Here is a 16839-nt window from a genome sequence, read left to right on the forward strand (position 1 = left end):
CGTGATCAATCACGATTGCGTTAGCGCATATCGCACGCCTCAATCAGCCGAATGCCTGAGCGCCGCGGCTGCCGCGACGGGACCGATCACTGCGAAGAACAGGGTTATCGCCATCAATATCATGAAAGGCGGCAGAAACGGGGCGGGGTCCTCGATCGCCGCATAGACCGCACTGACACCGAAGATCAGCACGGGGATGGCAAGCGGCAGGACGAGGATCGAGACGAGCAGCCCGCCCCGCGGCAAGGCGACCGCGACCGCGGCACCGACCGCGCCGATGAAGGTGATCGCGGGCGTTCCGGCAAGGAGCGTGAGCATGGTCGCACCGATCGCCAACTCGTTCATATTCATGAAAAGGCCGAGCAGCGGCGAGGCGATGACAAGCGGCAGGCCGGTCGCGGCCCAATGAGCCGCGCACTTGACGAATACGGTCATGAGCAACGGTGTTTCCTGCATCAGCAGGAGATCGAGCGACCCATCCTCGCGCTCCGCCTGGAAAAGACGGTCGAGGCCGAGCAGTGACGCGAGCAGCGCGCCGATCCAAAGCATCGCCGGACCGATACGCGACAGGAGATTGAGATCCGGCCCGACCCCGAAGGGGACGACCGCAACGACGGTCATGAAGAACAGCACGCCGATCATCGCGCCGCCACCGGCGCGCACGGAAAGCTTGAGGTCGCGGAAGAAGAGGGCGATCAATGCGTGAACCCCTTCATCTGCAAGCTCTGCGCCGACCCGAACCCAAGAGGCTGATGCGTCGCGGCAATGAGGATACCGCCGCCTTCGAGATGCGCCTTCACAAGTCCGGCGAACAACCGGTCCGCCCCCGCATCGAGCGCGGCGGTCGGCTCGTCGAGCAACCAGATCGGCCGGTAGGCGACGAGGAGCTTGGCCATGGCCATGCGCCGTTGCTGGCCTGCAGAGAGATAGCCGAAGGGCAGGTGCGTGATGCCGGCAAGCCCGACGGCTTCGGCGGCCGCCGCGATGTCGACCCCGGACCCTCCTTGCGAATCACCCATGAACCGCTGCCAGAAGGAAAGATTTTCCCGGACGGTCAGTTCCCGCTTCATTGCGTTGCGATGCCCGAGATAATGGCTGAGCTCATGGGGATGCGCGAATTCCGCCGGTCCCCCCTCGATTCTGAACGTGCCCGATTCGGCCCGCAAAAGACCTGCGAGCACCCTAAGCAAGGTCGACTTGCCGGAGCCGTTCGGCCCCGTGATCACAAGGGCCTCTCCCTCTCCGAGAGCAAAGGAAATATCGTTAAAAATCAGGTCCTCGCCGCGCCTCGCACTCAAACCTTCAGCCAGCAGGCGCATGTATTTTCAGCTTCCCTTGACGCTCGTTGCCGCACAGCAAAAAAAGTTCCGATTGAACCTTGGTTGGTCTGGCACCATCTGGAGAAATTATCTATAACGCGGCCAACACGCCAGCGGTCGGCGTGAATATCATCCAAGCGCCGAACATGGAATGACATTCCACGTACGGACAGCGGAAATGGCCGCACCCGCATCCCATTTCGCGCTTCACAGGCGCTCGGGCGTTCGTACGTCAGCTTTTGGCGATCAGACGGAACGGGGTATTATCCAGTGTCCAAATCCCTAGACAGTTTCAATTGTCGCTCCACGCTCACCGTCAATGGCGTGGAATATGTCTATTACAGCCTTCCGAAGGCGGAAGCGAACGGCCTTGCCGGTGTCTCGAAGCTCCCCTATTCGATGAAGGTGTTGCTGGAAAACCTGCTGCGCAATGAGGATGGCCGCTCGGTCACCAAGAAGGACATCGAGAACGTCGCCGCGTGGCTCAGCGACAAGGGCACTGCGGAAAACGAAATCGCCTACCGCCCGGCGCGCGTGCTGATGCAGGACTTCACCGGCGTTCCGGCCGTCGTCGACCTCGCGGCGATGCGCGACGCCATGGTTTCGCTCGGCGGCGACGCGGAGAAGATCAACCCGCTCGTCCCCGTCGACCTCGTCATCGACCACTCCGTCATCGTCGACGAATTCGGCACGCCCCAGGCCTTTGCCCGCAACGTCGAACTGGAATACCAGCGCAACGGTGAGCGCTACCGCTTCCTGAAGTGGGGCCAGCAGGCCTTCAAGAACTTCCGCGTCGTGCCGCCGGGCACCGGCATCTGTCATCAGGTCAATCTCGAGTATCTCGGCCAGACGGTCTGGACCCGCGAAGAGGACGGCGAAGTCACCGCCTACCCGGATACCTGCGTCGGCACCGACAGCCACACCACCATGATCAACGGCCTTGGTGTGCTCGGCTGGGGCGTCGGCGGCATCGAAGCGGAAGCCGCGATGCTCGGACAGCCGGTCTCCATGCTGCTGCCGGAAGTCATTGGCTTCAAGCTGACCGGCAAGCTCAAGGAAGGCGTCACCGCGACCGACCTGGTGCTGACGGTCGTCCAGATGCTGCGCAAGAAGGGCGTGGTCTCGAAGTTCGTCGAATTCTTCGGCCAGGGCCTCGACAACATGACGCTCGCCGACCGCGCGACGATCGGCAACATGGGTCCGGAATACGGCGCGACCTGCGGCTTCTTCCCGGTCGATGCCGAAACCATCAATTACCTCACCATGTCCGGCCGTGAAGAACAGCGTATCGCGCTGGTCGAAGCTTACTCGAAGGCGCAGGGCATGTGGCGCGAAGGCGATGGCTCCGATCTCGTCTTCACCGACACGCTGGAACTCGACCTCGGCGACGTCGTGCCGTCGATGGCCGGTCCCAAGCGTCCGGAAGGCCGCATCTCGCTGGAAAACATCGCCTCCGGCTTCGCAACCGCGCTCGAAAGCGACTACAAGAAGCCCGGCCAGCTTTCGAACCGCTACAAGGTCGAAGGCACGGATTTCGACCTTGGCCACGGCGACGTTACGATCGCTGCCATCACCTCCTGCACCAACACGTCGAACCCGTCGGTACTCATCGCCGCCGGCCTGCTCGCCCGCAACGCGGTCGCCAAGGGCCTGAAGACGAAGCCGTGGGTCAAGACCTCGCTCGCACCCGGATCGCAGGTTGTCGGCGAATATCTGGCGAAGTCCGGCCTGCAGGCCGACCTCGACAAGCTCGGCTTCAACCTGGTCGGCTTCGGCTGCACCACCTGCATCGGCAACTCCGGACCGCTGCCGGGCCCGATCTCGAAGACGATCAACGACAAGGGCCTGATCGCCGCCGGCGTTCTCTCCGGCAACCGCAACTTCGAGGGACGCATTTCGCCAGACGTCCAGGCGAACTACCTCGCCTCGCCGCCGCTCGTCGTCGCCTATGCGCTGGCCGGCACGGTGCAGAAGGACCTGACCAAGGAGCCGATCGGCGAGGACAAGGACGGCAAGCCGGTATACTTGAAGGACATCTGGCCGACCTCGCAGGAGATCCAGGACTTCATCTTCAAGTATGTCACGCGCGAACTCTATGCGACGAAATATGCGGACGTGTTCAAGGGCGACGCCAACTGGCAGGCGGTTCAGGTTCCGGCCGGGCAAACCTATGCCTGGGACGAGGCTTCCACCTATGTCCAGAACCCGCCCTACTTCGTCGGCATGGGCAAGAAGGGCGCTGGCATTTCCGACATCAAAGGCGCCCGCGTCCTCGGTCTCTTCGGCGACAAGATCACCACCGACCACATTTCTCCGGCCGGTTCGATCAAGGCTCAGTCGCCGGCAGGCTCCTACCTGCTCGGCCATGGCGTCGGCGTCGCCGACTTCAACCAGTACGGCACGCGTCGCGGCAACCATGAGGTGATGATGCGCGGCACCTTCGCCAACATCCGCATCCGCAACCACATGCTCGGCCCGAACGGCAAGGAAGGTGGCTACACCATCCACTATCCGTCCAAGGAAGAGATGTCGATCTACGACGCCGCCATGCAGTACAAGGAAGAAGGCGTTCCGCTCGTCATCTTCGCCGGCGTCGAATACGGCAACGGTTCGTCGCGCGACTGGGCGGCCAAGGGCACCAACCTGCTCGGCGTCAAGGCGGTGATCGCCCAGTCCTTCGAGCGCATCCACCGCTCGAACCTCGTCGGCATGGGCGTTATCCCCTTCGTCTTCGAGGAAGGCATGACCTGGGAGCAGCTGGGCTTGAAGGGCGACGAGGTCGTGACCATCGACAACCTCGCCAAAGTCCAGCCGCGCGAGAAGCGCGTGGCCCGGATCACCTATGGCGACGGCTCGGTCAAGGAAGTTCCGCTGATCTGCCGCATCGACACGCTTGACGAGGTCACCTACGTCAACAACGGCGGCATCCTGCAGACGGTTCTGCGCGACCTCGCAGCCTGAGCCTGCTGACGTTTTCACGGCTTGAGAGCCGGGGCATCGAATGGTGCCCCGGCTTTTTCACGTCCCCGTATCGATAAGCGGTGAAATGCTCACTCCAACGTGACTTTCCGTTGAAGAATGGCCGTCGTATGTATGAACTCCAGCATTCGAGCCTGCCTATAAAAAAGTGACGCCATGACATTCGCCTATAACACAACCATCCGGCGTCTCGCCCTGACGATAGGCTTTCTGGGGGCAGGCTGCGGAGCGGTTGCGGCGGATGACGGAAAAACAGTCAAGGGCGTGGTCGAACTCTTCACCAGCCAGGGCTGCTCCTCCTGCCCGCCGGCGGACGCGGCGCTCAAGAAGCTGGTCGACGAGGGCGACGTCGTCGCGCTCGCCTATCACGTCGACTACTGGAACTATCTCGGCTGGGCGGACACGCTCGCTTCCAAGGAAAATACCGAACGGCAATATGCCTATGCGCGCATGCTCGGCCGCAACGGCGTCTATACGCCGCAAGCGGTCCTCAACGGGCGCGATCATCTCAACGGCGCCAACCTGCAGGCGATCAGGAGTCGGCTCGACGCAATGAACACGGAGGGCCGGGGACTGGCCGTTCCGGTGCAGGCGGCGATTGGCGACGGTGGAATCTCGATCAAGGTCGGGGCCGGCGAAGGCAAGGCAAATGTCGTCGTCGTCTATTTCGAGCGGGCCAAGGTGGTCGATGTCGAGAAGGGCGAAAACAGCGGCAAGCAGATCGCCTATTGGCATGCCGTGCGCGACATCCAGACGATCGGCATGTGGGATGGCAAGCCGGCCGAATTCACCTTGCCCGCCTCCGTCCTGATCGAGGGAAAGGGCAACAGTGGCTGCGCCGTCCTGCTGCAATCGATGAAGGACGCGGAAACGCCGGGGGCCATTGTCGGAGCGGCAGCTGTTCTTGCCGGCCCGCAGGGCAAGCTTTGAACCCGGTGATTTCCGACACAGGGGATTTTCTGAGAAGGGGGTGGTTCGGCCCGGCAGCATCGAGGGGCTGGGGCTGAGGGTTCGAAGTTACCGGACCGAACCGGTCATGTCTGCGTTCGTAATCTCCCGCAGCATGACGACCTGTCCGGACATACGGTGGCAACGACTCTGTCCGGCAGCGGTGGAAGTCTTGCCGTGAATTGGGGCGCCGATTTGACTGAATTGCGGCAAGGACAAGAATTGCCGGCATTGTTCACCGGCTTCCGACTTGCTTTTCCGCTCGTGTCAGGCACACTGTCGTAGTCCTGTCACATCAGAAGGCCGAAATACTGATGACTGATCAACCGGATTTACCGGAAGGCGAGACGCGTCGCCAGGGCCAGGCCACGTCGCAAGTGGTCGACTTTCACGAATACAAGAGCGCCAGGAATCCCCCACCCGTTACATTTCATCGCCGCGAGCTGGACCAGATTTTGCGGGTCTATGGCCGTATGGTCGGCGAGGGCGAATGGCGCGACTATGCGATCGACCACACGAAGGATCGAGCCGTTTTCTCCGTGTTCAAGCGATCGGGGGAGACACCGCTCTACCGGATCGAGAAAAACCCGAAGCTTGCGGCAAAGCAGGGCGCCTACAGCGTGCTCAATGCCCATGGCACGATCCTGAAGCGCGGCCATGAGCTTGCCCTGGTGCTCAAGGTGTTCGACAAGGTCCTGAAACTCGTCGAGACCTGACGCGATATCTCCTGTGGAATTGCCCCTCATCCGCCTGCCGGCGCCTTCCCCCGCAGGCGGGTCGAAGGCCTTTGTGCGCCTCAAGTTCGCTCTTCTTGCGAACGGGAAGAGGTGCAAGCCCGCCACCCAAAGCCGACCTGACTTAACGCATGTCATCCAAAAGTGTGCAGCGGTTTTGGGACAACGACATGCATAGGAGCGATGACCCGACGCGACTTACAGCGCCGTGCATCCTTTAGGACGCACAAAGGACGCTGTAACTCTTTGATTCCACGCATCGTGCCTTCCGAAAATCGGGTCCGATGCGCTAGGTCCGGTAGAGCGTATCGGGGTAGGCGCCCTCGTCCGGGTCCGAAGCCGCTCCGTCTCCGAGCGCGAGCTGCATGATCGCCGTGTCGAGCCAGCGCCCGTGCTTGAAACCGGTCGCCTTCATGAACCCCTGATGCTCGAAGCCGAGAGCGCGATGCAATGCAATCGATGACGGATGCGCGCCGCCGATCACCGCGACCATCTGGCGGAAGCCAAGCGCGGTGCACCGTTTGACCAGCTCCGCCAGCAACGCCCTGCCCACGCCTTTGCCCCGGGCCTCCGGCGCAAGATAGATGGAATCCTCCACCAGGAAGCGATAGGCCGTCCGCGTGCGGAATGCGGAAGCGTAGGCGTAACCGATGATCGCTCTGCCGTAGTCCTCCTGTGCCACGATGTAGGGATAGCCGTTGCCGGTTATCGTCGAAAAGCGCAGCGCCATCTCCGCCTCGGAGGGCGGTGTTATCTCGTAGGTCGCCACGCCGTTCAGAACGGACTCGCGGTAGATTTCGGTAATTGCGGGAAGATCGGCAGCGACGGCGTCGCGGAGAGTGACAGACATGGGACTTCGTGATGTTGGCTGATCCCGATCAAATCGCATGGATCGGACGGCGCGATCAAGGCCGCTCTACTTTACGGCGCCGCGCATCCAATCGGACGCACGACGACGCGACAACAAAAAAGGCGGCCGAAGCCGCCTTTTCTGTAAATGCGCGTCTGACTACTCGTTCCTGTTGCCCAGGAACTGCAGCAGGAACATGAACAGGTTGATGAAATCGAGATAGAGCGTCAGCGCGCCCATGATGGCCTTGCGGCCAGCAACCGCGACGTCATCGGCCTCGTAGTACATTTCCTTGATCTTCTGCGTGTCGTAGGCGGTCAGGCCGGCGAAGACCAGCACACCGATGACCGAGATCGCGAATGCGAGCGCCGAAGACGCCAGGAAGATGTTCACGATCGACGCAATGATCAGGCCGAAGAGGCCCATGATCAGGAACGTGCCGAAGCCCGACAGATCTTTCTTCGTCGTGTAGCCGTAAAGCGACAGGGCGCCGAAGGAGGCGGCCGTGACGAAGAACGTCTGCACGATGCTCTGGCCGGTGAAGACCAGGAAGATCGAGGACAGCGAAACCCCCATCAAGGCGGCGTAGATCCAGAACGTCGTCTGCGCTGCGGAGACGCTCATCGAATTGATGCGGAAGCTCATGAAGAAGACCAGCGCCAGCGGCGCCAGCATTACGACCCACTTCAAGGGCGAAGCGTAGATGAGCTGGGCGAATGCCGGATTGGAGACGGCAAGCGCATAGGTTCCGTAAGCTGCTACACCTGTGATCGCCAGCCCGAGAGCCATCAGGTTGTAGACCTTCAGCATGTAAGCGCGAAGGCCTTCGTCGATCACGGCACCCGCCTGAGCGCCGGCGGGCGACATTCGGGTTTGGTAGTTTCTCAGATCAGCCATTGTTTCCTCATTTAAGCCCCGGTTGGAGTGACGGTGTCGGGCGGTAAGTGCTTGTCCTTCAAGCGCCCAGGCGCCGCTGCGGGGCTCCAGCATGCCTGTGGACAAATATGATGTTGAAACGGATCACGCACAAGACCCGCAAGAGCCGGAATCGCGCAAAGCCGGGGCCTGAGCCATCAAACAAGGGTGATTTACGGTTAATTTCGGCGCTCACAATTCACGCAGCACCGGAGCGGCCTTCTGGCCGAGAATGCGCCAGGTTCCGGCAAGACCGATGCCGACGGTCATGACAAGCGCGATCACGATTGTGGCGACCGCGACATCCGGGAGGAAATCGGACGGCAGCGTCATCACGCGGCTGACGACGAACCAGGCGGAAACGCCCCCGGCAAACAGCGCGAACACGGCGGTTGCGAAGCCGAGAATGATGTATTCGTAGCTGAAGGCGCGGATCAGCGTGCCGCGCGTGGCGCCCAGCGTCTTCAACACCACCGCATCGTGAATGCGCGCCCGATTGCCGGCGGCGAGCGCCCCCGCAAGAACGAGAACCGATGCGATAAGGGCGACGGCGGCGGCGGCGCGGATGGCCGTGGCAAGCTGTGCGAGAAGCGTGTTGACGATATCGAGAGCATCCTTGACGCGCACACTGGTGATCGTGGGATAGGTATTGGTGACCGACTTCAAGACCGCCGCTTCCTCCTTGGCCGTGGCATCCGGATCGATGACGGTTGCGAGCCAGGCGTGCGGCGCACCGGCAAAGGTGTTGGGCGAAAAGACCATGACGAAGTTGATCGACAAGGATTCCCATTCGACATTGCGGAAATTGGCGATCTTCGCGGTGATGTTGCGGCCGAGCACGTTGACGGTCACCGCGTCGCCGAGTTTCAGGCCGAGTTCGCGGGCCTCCTCCGCCGAGAAAGAGACCAGCGGCTCCCCCTGGTAGTCCTCGGGCCACCAGGTACCTTCGGTCAGCGTCGAGTTCTCCGGCCGATTTTTGGCATAGGTGATGCCACGGTCCCCGCGCAGCACCCATTGCCCGCCGGGCGGTACGTTGCGGCTGTTCACGTCCTCGCCGTTGAACGCCACGATGCGCCCGCGCAGCATCGGCACCTCGACGACCTTGCCCTCCGGCATCGCCTGCGCAAGCAGCGACCGGAACCCCTCGATCTCGCTGCCCTGGATGTCGACGAAGAAGAAGTTGGGCGCGCGCTCGGCCATGTCGCCGGTGAGTTCGCGCCGGAGATTGCCGTCGATCAGCGCCAGCGTCACCAGCAGGGCGAGACCGAGACCCAGCGACAGCACCACCGACGGGGTCAGGGCGCCGGGGCGATGGATATTGCCGATCGCCAATCTCAGCGCCGGCGAATTCACCCGCGGGCTGCGCCGCGCCAGCCAGGAAATGAGCCACGACACGCCCCTGAGCAGGATGAAGGCAAAGGCGATTGCGCCGAGGAAGATCAGCGAAATGCTGCGATCATAGGCCGTCCAGACGGCAAGTCCGGCGAGCGCGGCAAGACAGGCGAGAGCCCCTGCGAGATAGGGCCAGGCCGGAAAGCCGGTCGGTTCGAAACCCTGTTGCCGGAAGAGCGCCGTTGGCGGCACCCGGCGCGCGCGGCCGAGCGGCAGGATGGCGAAGGCGAGCGCCGTCAGCAGGCCGAAAAGCGCCGCGAGGCCGAGCGCCGACGGGTAGAGCTGGAACGACGTCGGAACGGGCAGCACATCGGCAAGGAACTGGGCCGCGATGAAGGGGATCAGCGCGCCGAAAACGAGGCCGATGCCAATACCGATCAGCGCAATCATCAGGATCTGCGCAAGGTAGACCATGGCGACCAGTGACGCCGGGGCGCCGAGGCATTTGAAGGTCGCGATGACGCTGCGCTTTCCATCGAGATAGGCGCGCACGGCATTGGCGACGCCCACGCCCCCGACGATCAGCGCCGTCAGGCCGACGAGGGTCAGGAACTGCGAGAAACGCGTGATATTGGCGTTGAGCGACGGGGTGGCATTGCCGCTCGTCCGGATCGACCAGCCGGCCGACGGGAATCGCTTCTCGGCCTCGGCGCGAACGGACGCGACGCGCTGAGGATCGGCAAGCTTCACCTTGTAGCCGTGCTCGACGAGGCTGCCGGTCTGTACGAGCCCCGAGGCAGAAAGCGCGTCGGCCGAGACCATCAGCCGCGGCGCGAAACCGAACCCGTCGGAAAGCGCGTCCGGTTCCCGCACGATCGTTGCGCTGATCCGAACGCGGGCATTGCCGATCAGGATTTCATCGCCGAGGCTGATGCCCAGACGCTCGAGCAGCAGCGGCGCGGCGATCGCGCCGAACACCTCTCCCTGTTTGGACAGGAGTTCGGCGAGCGGCCTTGCCGGTTCACTCTCAAGAGTGCCGTAGAGCGGGTAAGCACCGTCGACGGCCTTCAGTTCGACCAGCGCCTGGTTGGATCCATCGGGGAGGCGCGCCATGGAACGCAGACCCGAGGAAGCGGAAACGCTGCCGAGACTGTCGAGAAAGGCCTGCTCCTCGGCTGTCGCCACACGATTGTTGAGTTCGAAGCGAATATCGCCGGCAAGGAGCTCTTGGCCCTGCGACGCGATCGTCGCGCTGATCGACTGTGAAAGCGAATTGACGCCGGCGATCGCCGCGGTGCCGAGCGCGATGCAGGCAAGGAAGATGTAGAAGCCCTTGAGGCCGCCGCGCATTTCGCGCAGCGCCAGTCTGAGGGCGAGAAACGGGCGAAAGCGGTTGATGGCGCCCGTCTCGCTCATGCCGATGCCGCCTCCTGGCGAACCGCGGCGGCCGTCGATTTGGCATGCCCGCCGGAAACGATCTCGCCGGAGCGCACTTGCACCTGCCGCCCGCAACGCCCGGCAAGTGCTGCATCATGCGTAACAAGAACCAGCGTCATGCCGCGTTCGCGCTGTTCCGCAAAGAGAAGATCGGCGATCTGCCGGCCGGTCTCGGCGTCGAGATTGCCGGTCGGTTCGTCGGCGATCAGCAGCTTCGGTGACGGCGCCAGCGCACGGGCGATCGCGACGCGCTGCTGCTCGCCACCCGAAAGCTGCCCCGGATAATGCGTCAGCCGGTCACCGAGGCCGACTGCGACGAGTTCCTGGCGCGCGACGTCGAAGGCGTTGCGGACATTCGCAAGCTCAAGCGGCACCGCGACGTTTTCAAGTGCGGTCATGTTGGGAATGAGGTGAAAGGACTGGAAGACGATCCCGACGTTGCGACCCCGGAAATCCGCAAGCTTGTCCTCGCTCAGGCCGTGCAAGGGAGTCCCGTCGATGGTGATCTCTCCGCTGTCGAGCCTCTCCAGACCTGCCAGCACCATCAGCAGCGTCGACTTTCCCGATCCGGATGGGCCGACGATCCCGACGGATTCGCCAGCGTCAACCGTAAGGCTCACAGCCTTCAGGACATGGACTGCGGCCGCCGCCTCGCCCAGCGTCAAGTCGGCATTTTTCAGCTCGATGATGGTTCTTGCCACGCGGAAACAGCCCTATATGAAATTGGATCGGATGACGAAACGGTTGCCCTCGGGGATTTAGGAACGAGCCTATGGCATTAAAAGATTTTCTGCGCTTTTTCTTGAGCCTGGCAATGACAATTGCGTTATCGTCAGCGGTGCGCGCCGAGAGTGTAAGCCTCGTCGGCTTCGGCGACAGCCTGATGGCGGGCTTCCAGCTCCCGCCCGAGGACGCCTTTCCTGCGCGACTCGAAAAGGCATTGAAAAACAAAGGCTTCGACGTCACGATCACCAATGCCGGCGTTTCCGGAGATACAACCTCCGGCGGCCTTTCCCGCATCGACTGGTCGGTGCCGGATGGAACGAAAGGCGTCATCCTCGAGTTAGGTGCGAACGACGCATTGCGGGGTATTCCGCCGGAACAGTCGCGGAAAAATCTCGAGGCGATGATTTCCCGGTTGAAGGAGCGCGGCATCGCGGTGCTTCTTGCCGGCATGATGGCACCGCCCAACATGGGTGCCGACTATGCCGCCCGCTTCAACCCCATCTACCCGGAGCTGGCGCAGAAATATGATCTCGAGCTCTATCCGTTCTTCCTCGACGGCGTTGTGACTGACGGCGCGCTGAAGCTCGAGGATGGCATGCATCCGAACAGCCGGGGCGTCGGCGAGATGGTCGAACGCTTCCTGCCCGCCGCCGAACGATTTATTGCAGGGCTTGCGAAAGGAGACTGATCAATCGGTCCACAGTTAAGAGAAAGTTAACACTCTGTCGGCCCAAATAACAGTTGCGTGCAGACTCGATGCGTGATTCGCTAAGACATCTGCAAGAGATTCGGGGAGCTCGCCATGCCGAGACTGTTTACCGCCCTCGAAATTCCGCGCAATGCAGCAATGAGCCTTTCCTTGCTGCGCGGAGGTCTTCCCGGAGCTCGATGGATTGATGTGGAGAACTATCACATCACTCTGCGTTTCATCGGCGATGTCGACGGACGTACCGCCGACGAGATCGTTGAAAGGCTCGACCGGATCGAACGCCCCGAATTCCAGCTGCAACTGACGGGCACCGGTGCCTTCGGCTCAAAAAAGCCGCATTCGGTCTGGGCCGGTGTCAGCAACGACCCGGAAATGTTTGCGCTCCAGGCGGAAATCGAACGCATCTGCCAGCGCCTCGGCCTGCCGCCGGACCCGCGCAAGTTCACGCCTCACGTGACGCTCGCGAGGCTGCGTTCCTCGCGCGTCGAGGATGTCGTGAATTATCTTTCCGGGCGCGGCAATTTCCTCACCTCACCTTTTGCGGTCTCCCGCTTCGTTCTCCTGTCGTCGCGCGATTCGGTCGGCGGCGGTCCGTACCTGACCGAAGAGGTTTTTCCGCTTCACGAGGCGCGAACCTCGAGCCTTGCCAGCAGGGACAAGCACCCGGCTTCCAGTATCTGGTAGAGCGCTTCGAAGACGTCCGCCGCTTCGTAATAGGGATCCGGAACGTCTCCCGCCCGACCGGTGGCATAACGCATGAATAGATGCACCTTGCCCGCCATTGCGGGCGGCGCGAGCACGCTCAAGTCGCGGACGGTGCTCATGTCCATGCCGAGGATCAGGTCGAAGGCCGCAAAATCCGCCGCGCTGACCTGGCGCCCGCGCAGGGCCGCAATATCGATGCCGTGCGCCTTCGCCACCGAAATCGACCGCTGATCCGGCGGAGCGCCGACATGCCATGCGCCGATGCCGGCGGAATCGACCGAAATCGCCTGCCCGTGGCCGGCCTTCTGCGCGAGGTCCCGCATGACGCCCTCGGCGAGCGGCGAACGGCAAATATTGCCAAGACAAACGAAGAGAATTCTGACCGGCTTCATGTCACCCCGTTGGCATCGAGAGTTGTGCCGCATGGCATGGGCGGAGTTTATCCGTGGCGAAAGCGCCCTGTGTCTTTTCAAGTGGACAAAGGCCGCTGCAGTACTTCGAATTGCCGCATGTTTTTATCCTTAAATCGGAACCCATTTAAGGATAAAAGCGTGTTCTAGGCCGTTGTTAAGCACCAAAGATCACAGGGAGAAACAGCATGAGGCCGGAAAAACTGGACGCCGAGGCTGTCGCCGAGCATTTGCACAAGATGGAAGGTTGGGTTCTGGCCGAGGATGGCGCATCGATCTGGAAGGCGTTTCGCTTCAAGAATTTTGCCGAGGCGTTCAGCTTCATGACTCAATGCGCGCTTGCGGCGGAAAAGCTCGACCACCACCCTGAATGGTTCAACGTCTACAACAGGGTCGACGTCACGCTTTCGACGCATGATGCGAACGGACTGACGGAACTCGATTTCAAGCTGGCGGCAAAGATGGATCGCGCGGCTGCCGGACGAATGCCCGACCATTTGAAATAGCCGGCACCCTTCCCATATCAGCTTCCTGCATGTTTCTCCGCGCGTCCGGAAAGACGCGCGGCGCTGCAGGGCCCAACTCGGAAACGGACGCGATGGACGATATCAAGATCGGTGAAATTCTTCTTCCCGGCGAGGAATCCGAACAGGAACGGCGGGAGCGCAAGGTACGCCGCCGGTTCTGGCCGACCTTTCGCCGTGCAGCCCGCCAGATTCCCTTCAGCCGCGATCTCGTTGCCGCCTTTTATTGCGCGGTGGATCCGAAGACTCCGACGCGTACGCGCGGCATTCTGCTTGCAGCCCTTGCCTATTTCGTCCTGCCGCTCGATTTCGTGCCGGACATGCTGGCCGTCGTCGGCTTTTCCGACGACATCGCCGTGTTGACGGCTGCCTTCGCCGCGATCAGCGGCCAGATCAAGGAAACGCATTACGACAAGGCCGACGAAGCCCTGCGCGACAGGCCGGATGAGGAATGATTATCAGAATGCGGGACCGCCGCATTTCTGCCGGAAAGACAAACTCTTGCCTGATTCTTTGTGACATAGATTCCGCAGACGCAGCGGCTGTGGGCGAATAGGCTTGAGGACAGTGCGTTGCGCGAGATTTGAGACAGGGGACTCCTACCGGCCACGGCCCTCCGGAATTGACGATCGACCGAACCGGCAAATCCGCAGACACGAAGAGATGGCCCGCCGGATGAGCGCGCTAACTCCGACTGCCGGGCGTGTCTCCGGCCTGTTTTGGGGCGGAAACGAGCGGATTGCGGTGATCGTTGACGGTTTAGTAACCTGAATTAAGTCAAAATAAATCAAATCATGACTATGCGATGCCCGTCCCACCTTCGGGCGATCGCAAGCAAGACAAGCGGCAGGACCTCATGTTTGTAAGAAAGATCGCAACTGCAATCGCACTCGTAGTGGCAGCAGCCGGCGTTGCTTCCGCTCAATCTCCGACACGGATCCAGCAATTCAATGCCTGGGGCGCCTATTCCTACCAGGCCGGCGCCGGCAAGGTCTGCTACGTCCTGTCCGTTCCGAAGGAGAAGAGCCCTGCCGGTGTCGACCATGGCGATATCTTCTTCCTCGTCTCGCAGCGCCCGGGGCAGAACATCAGCTACGAGCCTCAGGCGATGATGGGCTACCCGCTGCAGGACAATTCCAAGGTCAATGTGGTCATCGACGGCAAGACTTTCGTGATGTTTACCAAGGGTAATTCCGCCTGGGTCGAAAACGCTGCGGAAGAACCGGCGCTGGTGGCGGCGATGAAGTCGGGCAAGGACATGTCGGTCAACGCGAAGTCCCGCAAGGGAACCGCGACTTCCTATTCCTATTCCCTCTCCGGCATTTCCGCCGCGTTGAAGCAGATCGAAGCCTGCAAGTAACCCGCTGGTGCTTGAGCTATATCGCGAAGGCCGGCCCTCTGGACCGGCCTTTTTGCATTGGGCAATTGCCCCTCACCCTAGCCCTCTCCCCCAAGCGGGGCGAGGGGACTTGGGCGGGTGCGGGGAGTCCGCTTCGCCCCGCTTGCGGGGAGAAGGTGGCCGGCAGGCCGGATGAGGGGCAACTCCGCACGAAGACCGACACTTTTCTCCATCGCAAGCCCGCTCATGTCGACTCACGGCGAAAAGAATGCTAAAGCGCCGCCAAATTCAGAGCCCCGCGCCCCGTTGCCGCGCCCGAAGGCTCGCCAGTTTCAATTCGAGCATCGGAACATGATCCGGAACCTTCTCCGGACGGACCTTCGCTGTATGACAGGACATCGCAAGCATGGCAGCCACTGAGATCTTGAACAGGGCGGACATCGTCAAGGCGCCGCAAGTGCGCCGGATGCCTGAGGCCGAGAAGCCATCGCTGATCGGCCTTGTGCGCGAAGACATGGCCAAGCTGCTTGTCGAACGAGGCGTGCCCGAGCGCCAGGTCAAGATGCGCGTGAGCCAGCTCTGGCATTGGCTCTATGTCCGCGGCGTTTCCGATTTCGATCAGATGTCGAACGTCTCCAAGGACATGCGCGAGATGCTCAAGCAGCATTTCACCATCGCCCGGCCGGAGATCGTCGAGGAGCAGATTTCCAACGACGGCACGCGCAAGTGGCTCTTGCGCTTCCCGCCGCGTGGTGCCGGCCGGCCGGTCGAGATCGAGACCGTCTATATCCCCGAGGAAGGCCGCGGCACGCTCTGCATCTCGAGCCAGGTCGGCTGCACGCTCACCTGTTCCTTCTGTCACACCGGCACCCAGAAGCTGGTGCGCAACCTGACGGCAGAAGAAATCCTCGCCCAGCTGCTGCTCGCCCGCGACCGCCTCGGCGACTTCCCCGAACGCGATACGCCGCAAGGCGCCATCGTGCCTGCCGAAGGCCGCAAGATCACCAATATCGTAATGATGGGCATGGGCGAGCCGCTCTACAATTTCGAGAACGTCAAGACCGCGCTCCTGATCGCGTCCGACGGCGACGGTCTTTCGCTCTCGAAGCGCCGCATCACGCTCTCGACCTCCGGCATCGTGCCCGAGATCTACCGCACCGGCGAGGAGATCGGCGTCATGCTGGCAATCTCGCTGCATGCCGTGCGCGACGACCTACGCGACATGCTTGTGCCGATCAACAAGAAGTATCCGCTGAAGGAGCTGATGGAAGCCTGCCGCGCCTATCCGGGCCTGTCGAACGCGCGCCGCATTACCTTCGAATACGTGATGCTGAAGGATGTCAACGACAGCCTCGAGGACGCCAAGGAACTGGTGAAGCTGTTGAAGGGCATTCCGGCCAAGATCAACCTCATCCCCTTCAATCCCTGGCCGGGAACCAACTACCAGTGCTCGGACTGGGAGCAGATTGAGGCTTTTGCCGATTTCATCAACCAGGCCGGCTACGCTTCGCCGATCCGCACCCCGCGCGGCCGCGACATTCTCGCCGCCTGCGGTCAGCTCAAGTCGGAATCGGAACGCATGCGCAAGGTCGACCGCCTTGCCTTCGAGGCAATGATGATCGCCAATCACGGCGAGGACTGAGGCCGGGCAAGGAGATGCGCGGGGCGGGTTGCGCTCAGGTTCGCCCCTCATCCGGCCTGCCGGCCACCTTCTCCCCGCAGGCGGGGAGAAGGGAGGATGCCGCGCCGTTCCAGTCCCCTCTCCCCGCGAGCGGGGAGAGGGTTAGGGTGAGGGGCAGAACCGAAGCGCGATGCGCAATCTCGATCGATGAAGAAGTTTGATGGATGAAGCTCTTTCCATCGATTGATTTCACCGCTTCGCTTTCCTAAGAAGGCGGCGAATTCATCTGGA

General features: G+C 61.9%; 16 protein-coding genes. 9 read left to right on the forward strand and 7 right to left on the reverse strand.

From position 1 onward, the window contains the following. Nucleotides 1-39: 39 nt before the first annotated feature. Together ccmB and ccmA are read right to left on the reverse strand one after the other, a co-directional pair. On the reverse strand, nt 40-699 hold the full coding sequence (gene ccmB, locus GHK62_RS02615) for a heme exporter protein CcmB (RefSeq protein WP_153436786.1): 660 nt from the start codon (nt 697-699) through the stop codon (nt 40-42). Beyond that, on the reverse strand, nt 696-1319 hold the full coding sequence (gene ccmA, locus GHK62_RS02620) for a heme ABC exporter ATP-binding protein CcmA (RefSeq protein ID WP_153436787.1): 624 nt from the start codon (nt 1317-1319) through the stop codon (nt 696-698). The genes ccmB and ccmA overlap by 4 nt, the downstream gene beginning before the upstream one ends. 270 nt (nt 1320-1589) lie before the next feature. Here ccmA and acnA point away from each other — a divergent pair, with 270 nt between their 5' ends. From acnA to GHK62_RS02635, 3 genes are all read left to right on the forward strand, one after another. Beyond that, entirely contained in the window at nt 1590-4280 is a 2691-nt protein-coding gene (gene acnA, locus GHK62_RS02625; RefSeq protein ID WP_184108639.1) for an aconitate hydratase AcnA, read from the forward strand. A gap of 174 nt (nt 4281-4454) precedes the next feature. Next, the gene (locus tag GHK62_RS02630) at nt 4455-5228 is read left to right on the forward strand and encodes a DUF1223 domain-containing protein (RefSeq protein ID WP_153436788.1); all 774 of its coding nucleotides are present in this window, start codon (nt 4455-4457) and stop codon (nt 5226-5228) included. Nucleotides 5229-5560: 332 nt separating this feature from the next. Then, nucleotides 5561-5962, forward strand: coding sequence for a DUF2794 domain-containing protein (locus GHK62_RS02635; protein ID WP_153436789.1), 402 nt, complete (start codon nt 5561-5563; stop codon nt 5960-5962). A 307-nt stretch (nt 5963-6269) separates the two neighbouring features. Here the strand turns inward: GHK62_RS02635 and GHK62_RS02640 are convergent, their stop codons facing one another. The 4 genes from GHK62_RS02640 to GHK62_RS02655 all read right to left on the reverse strand — a co-directional run bounded on the left by GHK62_RS02640 (nt 6270) and on the right by GHK62_RS02655 (nt 11215). Beyond that, entirely contained in the window at nt 6270-6830 is a 561-nt protein-coding gene (locus GHK62_RS02640; protein WP_153436790.1) for a GNAT family N-acetyltransferase, read from the reverse strand. Nucleotides 6831-6989: 159 nt separating this feature from the next. Continuing rightward, nucleotides 6990-7727 (reverse strand): Bax inhibitor-1/YccA family protein, encoded by a 738-nt coding sequence (locus tag GHK62_RS02645; RefSeq protein WP_153436791.1) that lies wholly within the window; start codon nt 7725-7727, stop codon nt 6990-6992. Nucleotides 7728-7937: 210 nt separating this feature from the next. Further along, on the reverse strand, nt 7938-10493 hold the full coding sequence (locus GHK62_RS02650; protein WP_153436792.1) for an ABC transporter permease: 2556 nt from the start codon (nt 10491-10493) through the stop codon (nt 7938-7940). Next, the gene (locus GHK62_RS02655; RefSeq protein WP_184108637.1) at nt 10490-11215 is read right to left on the reverse strand and encodes an ABC transporter ATP-binding protein; all 726 of its coding nucleotides are present in this window, start codon (nt 11213-11215) and stop codon (nt 10490-10492) included. The genes GHK62_RS02650 and GHK62_RS02655 overlap by 4 nt, the downstream gene beginning before the upstream one ends. 71 nt (nt 11216-11286) lie before the next feature. Between GHK62_RS02655 and GHK62_RS02660 the strand changes: the two genes are divergently transcribed. After that, nucleotides 11287-11928 carry an arylesterase gene (locus GHK62_RS02660; RefSeq protein WP_153436793.1) on the forward strand — a complete coding sequence of 214 codons (642 nt, stop codon included), beginning with the start codon at nt 11287-11289 and terminating at the stop codon, nt 11926-11928. Nucleotides 11929-12042: 114 nt separating this feature from the next. Then, the gene (gene thpR, locus GHK62_RS02665; protein WP_153436794.1) at nt 12043-12633 is read left to right on the forward strand and encodes an RNA 2',3'-cyclic phosphodiesterase; all 591 of its coding nucleotides are present in this window, start codon (nt 12043-12045) and stop codon (nt 12631-12633) included. Here thpR and GHK62_RS02670 read toward each other — a convergent pair. Further along, nucleotides 12570-13046 (reverse strand): low molecular weight protein-tyrosine-phosphatase, encoded by a 477-nt coding sequence (locus GHK62_RS02670; RefSeq protein WP_153436795.1) that lies wholly within the window; start codon nt 13044-13046, stop codon nt 12570-12572. The genes thpR and GHK62_RS02670 overlap by 64 nt on opposite strands. A gap of 206 nt (nt 13047-13252) precedes the next feature. On the opposite strand from GHK62_RS02670, the gene GHK62_RS02675 reads away from it, so the two are divergent. The 4 genes from GHK62_RS02675 to rlmN all read left to right on the forward strand — a co-directional run bounded on the left by GHK62_RS02675 (nt 13253) and on the right by rlmN (nt 16569). Further along, a complete protein-coding gene (locus GHK62_RS02675; protein ID WP_136505355.1) occupies nt 13253-13570 on the forward strand; it encodes a 4a-hydroxytetrahydrobiopterin dehydratase in 318 nt (105 codons plus the stop codon). A gap of 92 nt (nt 13571-13662) precedes the next feature. Further along, entirely contained in the window at nt 13663-14043 is a 381-nt protein-coding gene (locus GHK62_RS02680) for a YkvA family protein (protein WP_153436796.1), read from the forward strand. A 401-nt stretch (nt 14044-14444) separates the two neighbouring features. After that, entirely contained in the window at nt 14445-14948 is a 504-nt protein-coding gene (locus tag GHK62_RS02685; protein WP_153436797.1) for an invasion associated locus B family protein, read from the forward strand. 445 nt (nt 14949-15393) lie between these two features. After that, the gene (rlmN, locus tag GHK62_RS02690) at nt 15394-16569 is read left to right on the forward strand and encodes a dual-specificity RNA methyltransferase RlmN (protein WP_380785596.1); all 1176 of its coding nucleotides are present in this window, start codon (nt 15394-15396) and stop codon (nt 16567-16569) included. Nucleotides 16570-16839 lie beyond the last annotated feature (270 nt).

Source organism: Sinorhizobium terangae (assembly GCF_009601505.1).
Taxonomy (GTDB): domain Bacteria; phylum Pseudomonadota; class Alphaproteobacteria; order Rhizobiales; family Rhizobiaceae; genus Sinorhizobium; species Sinorhizobium terangae.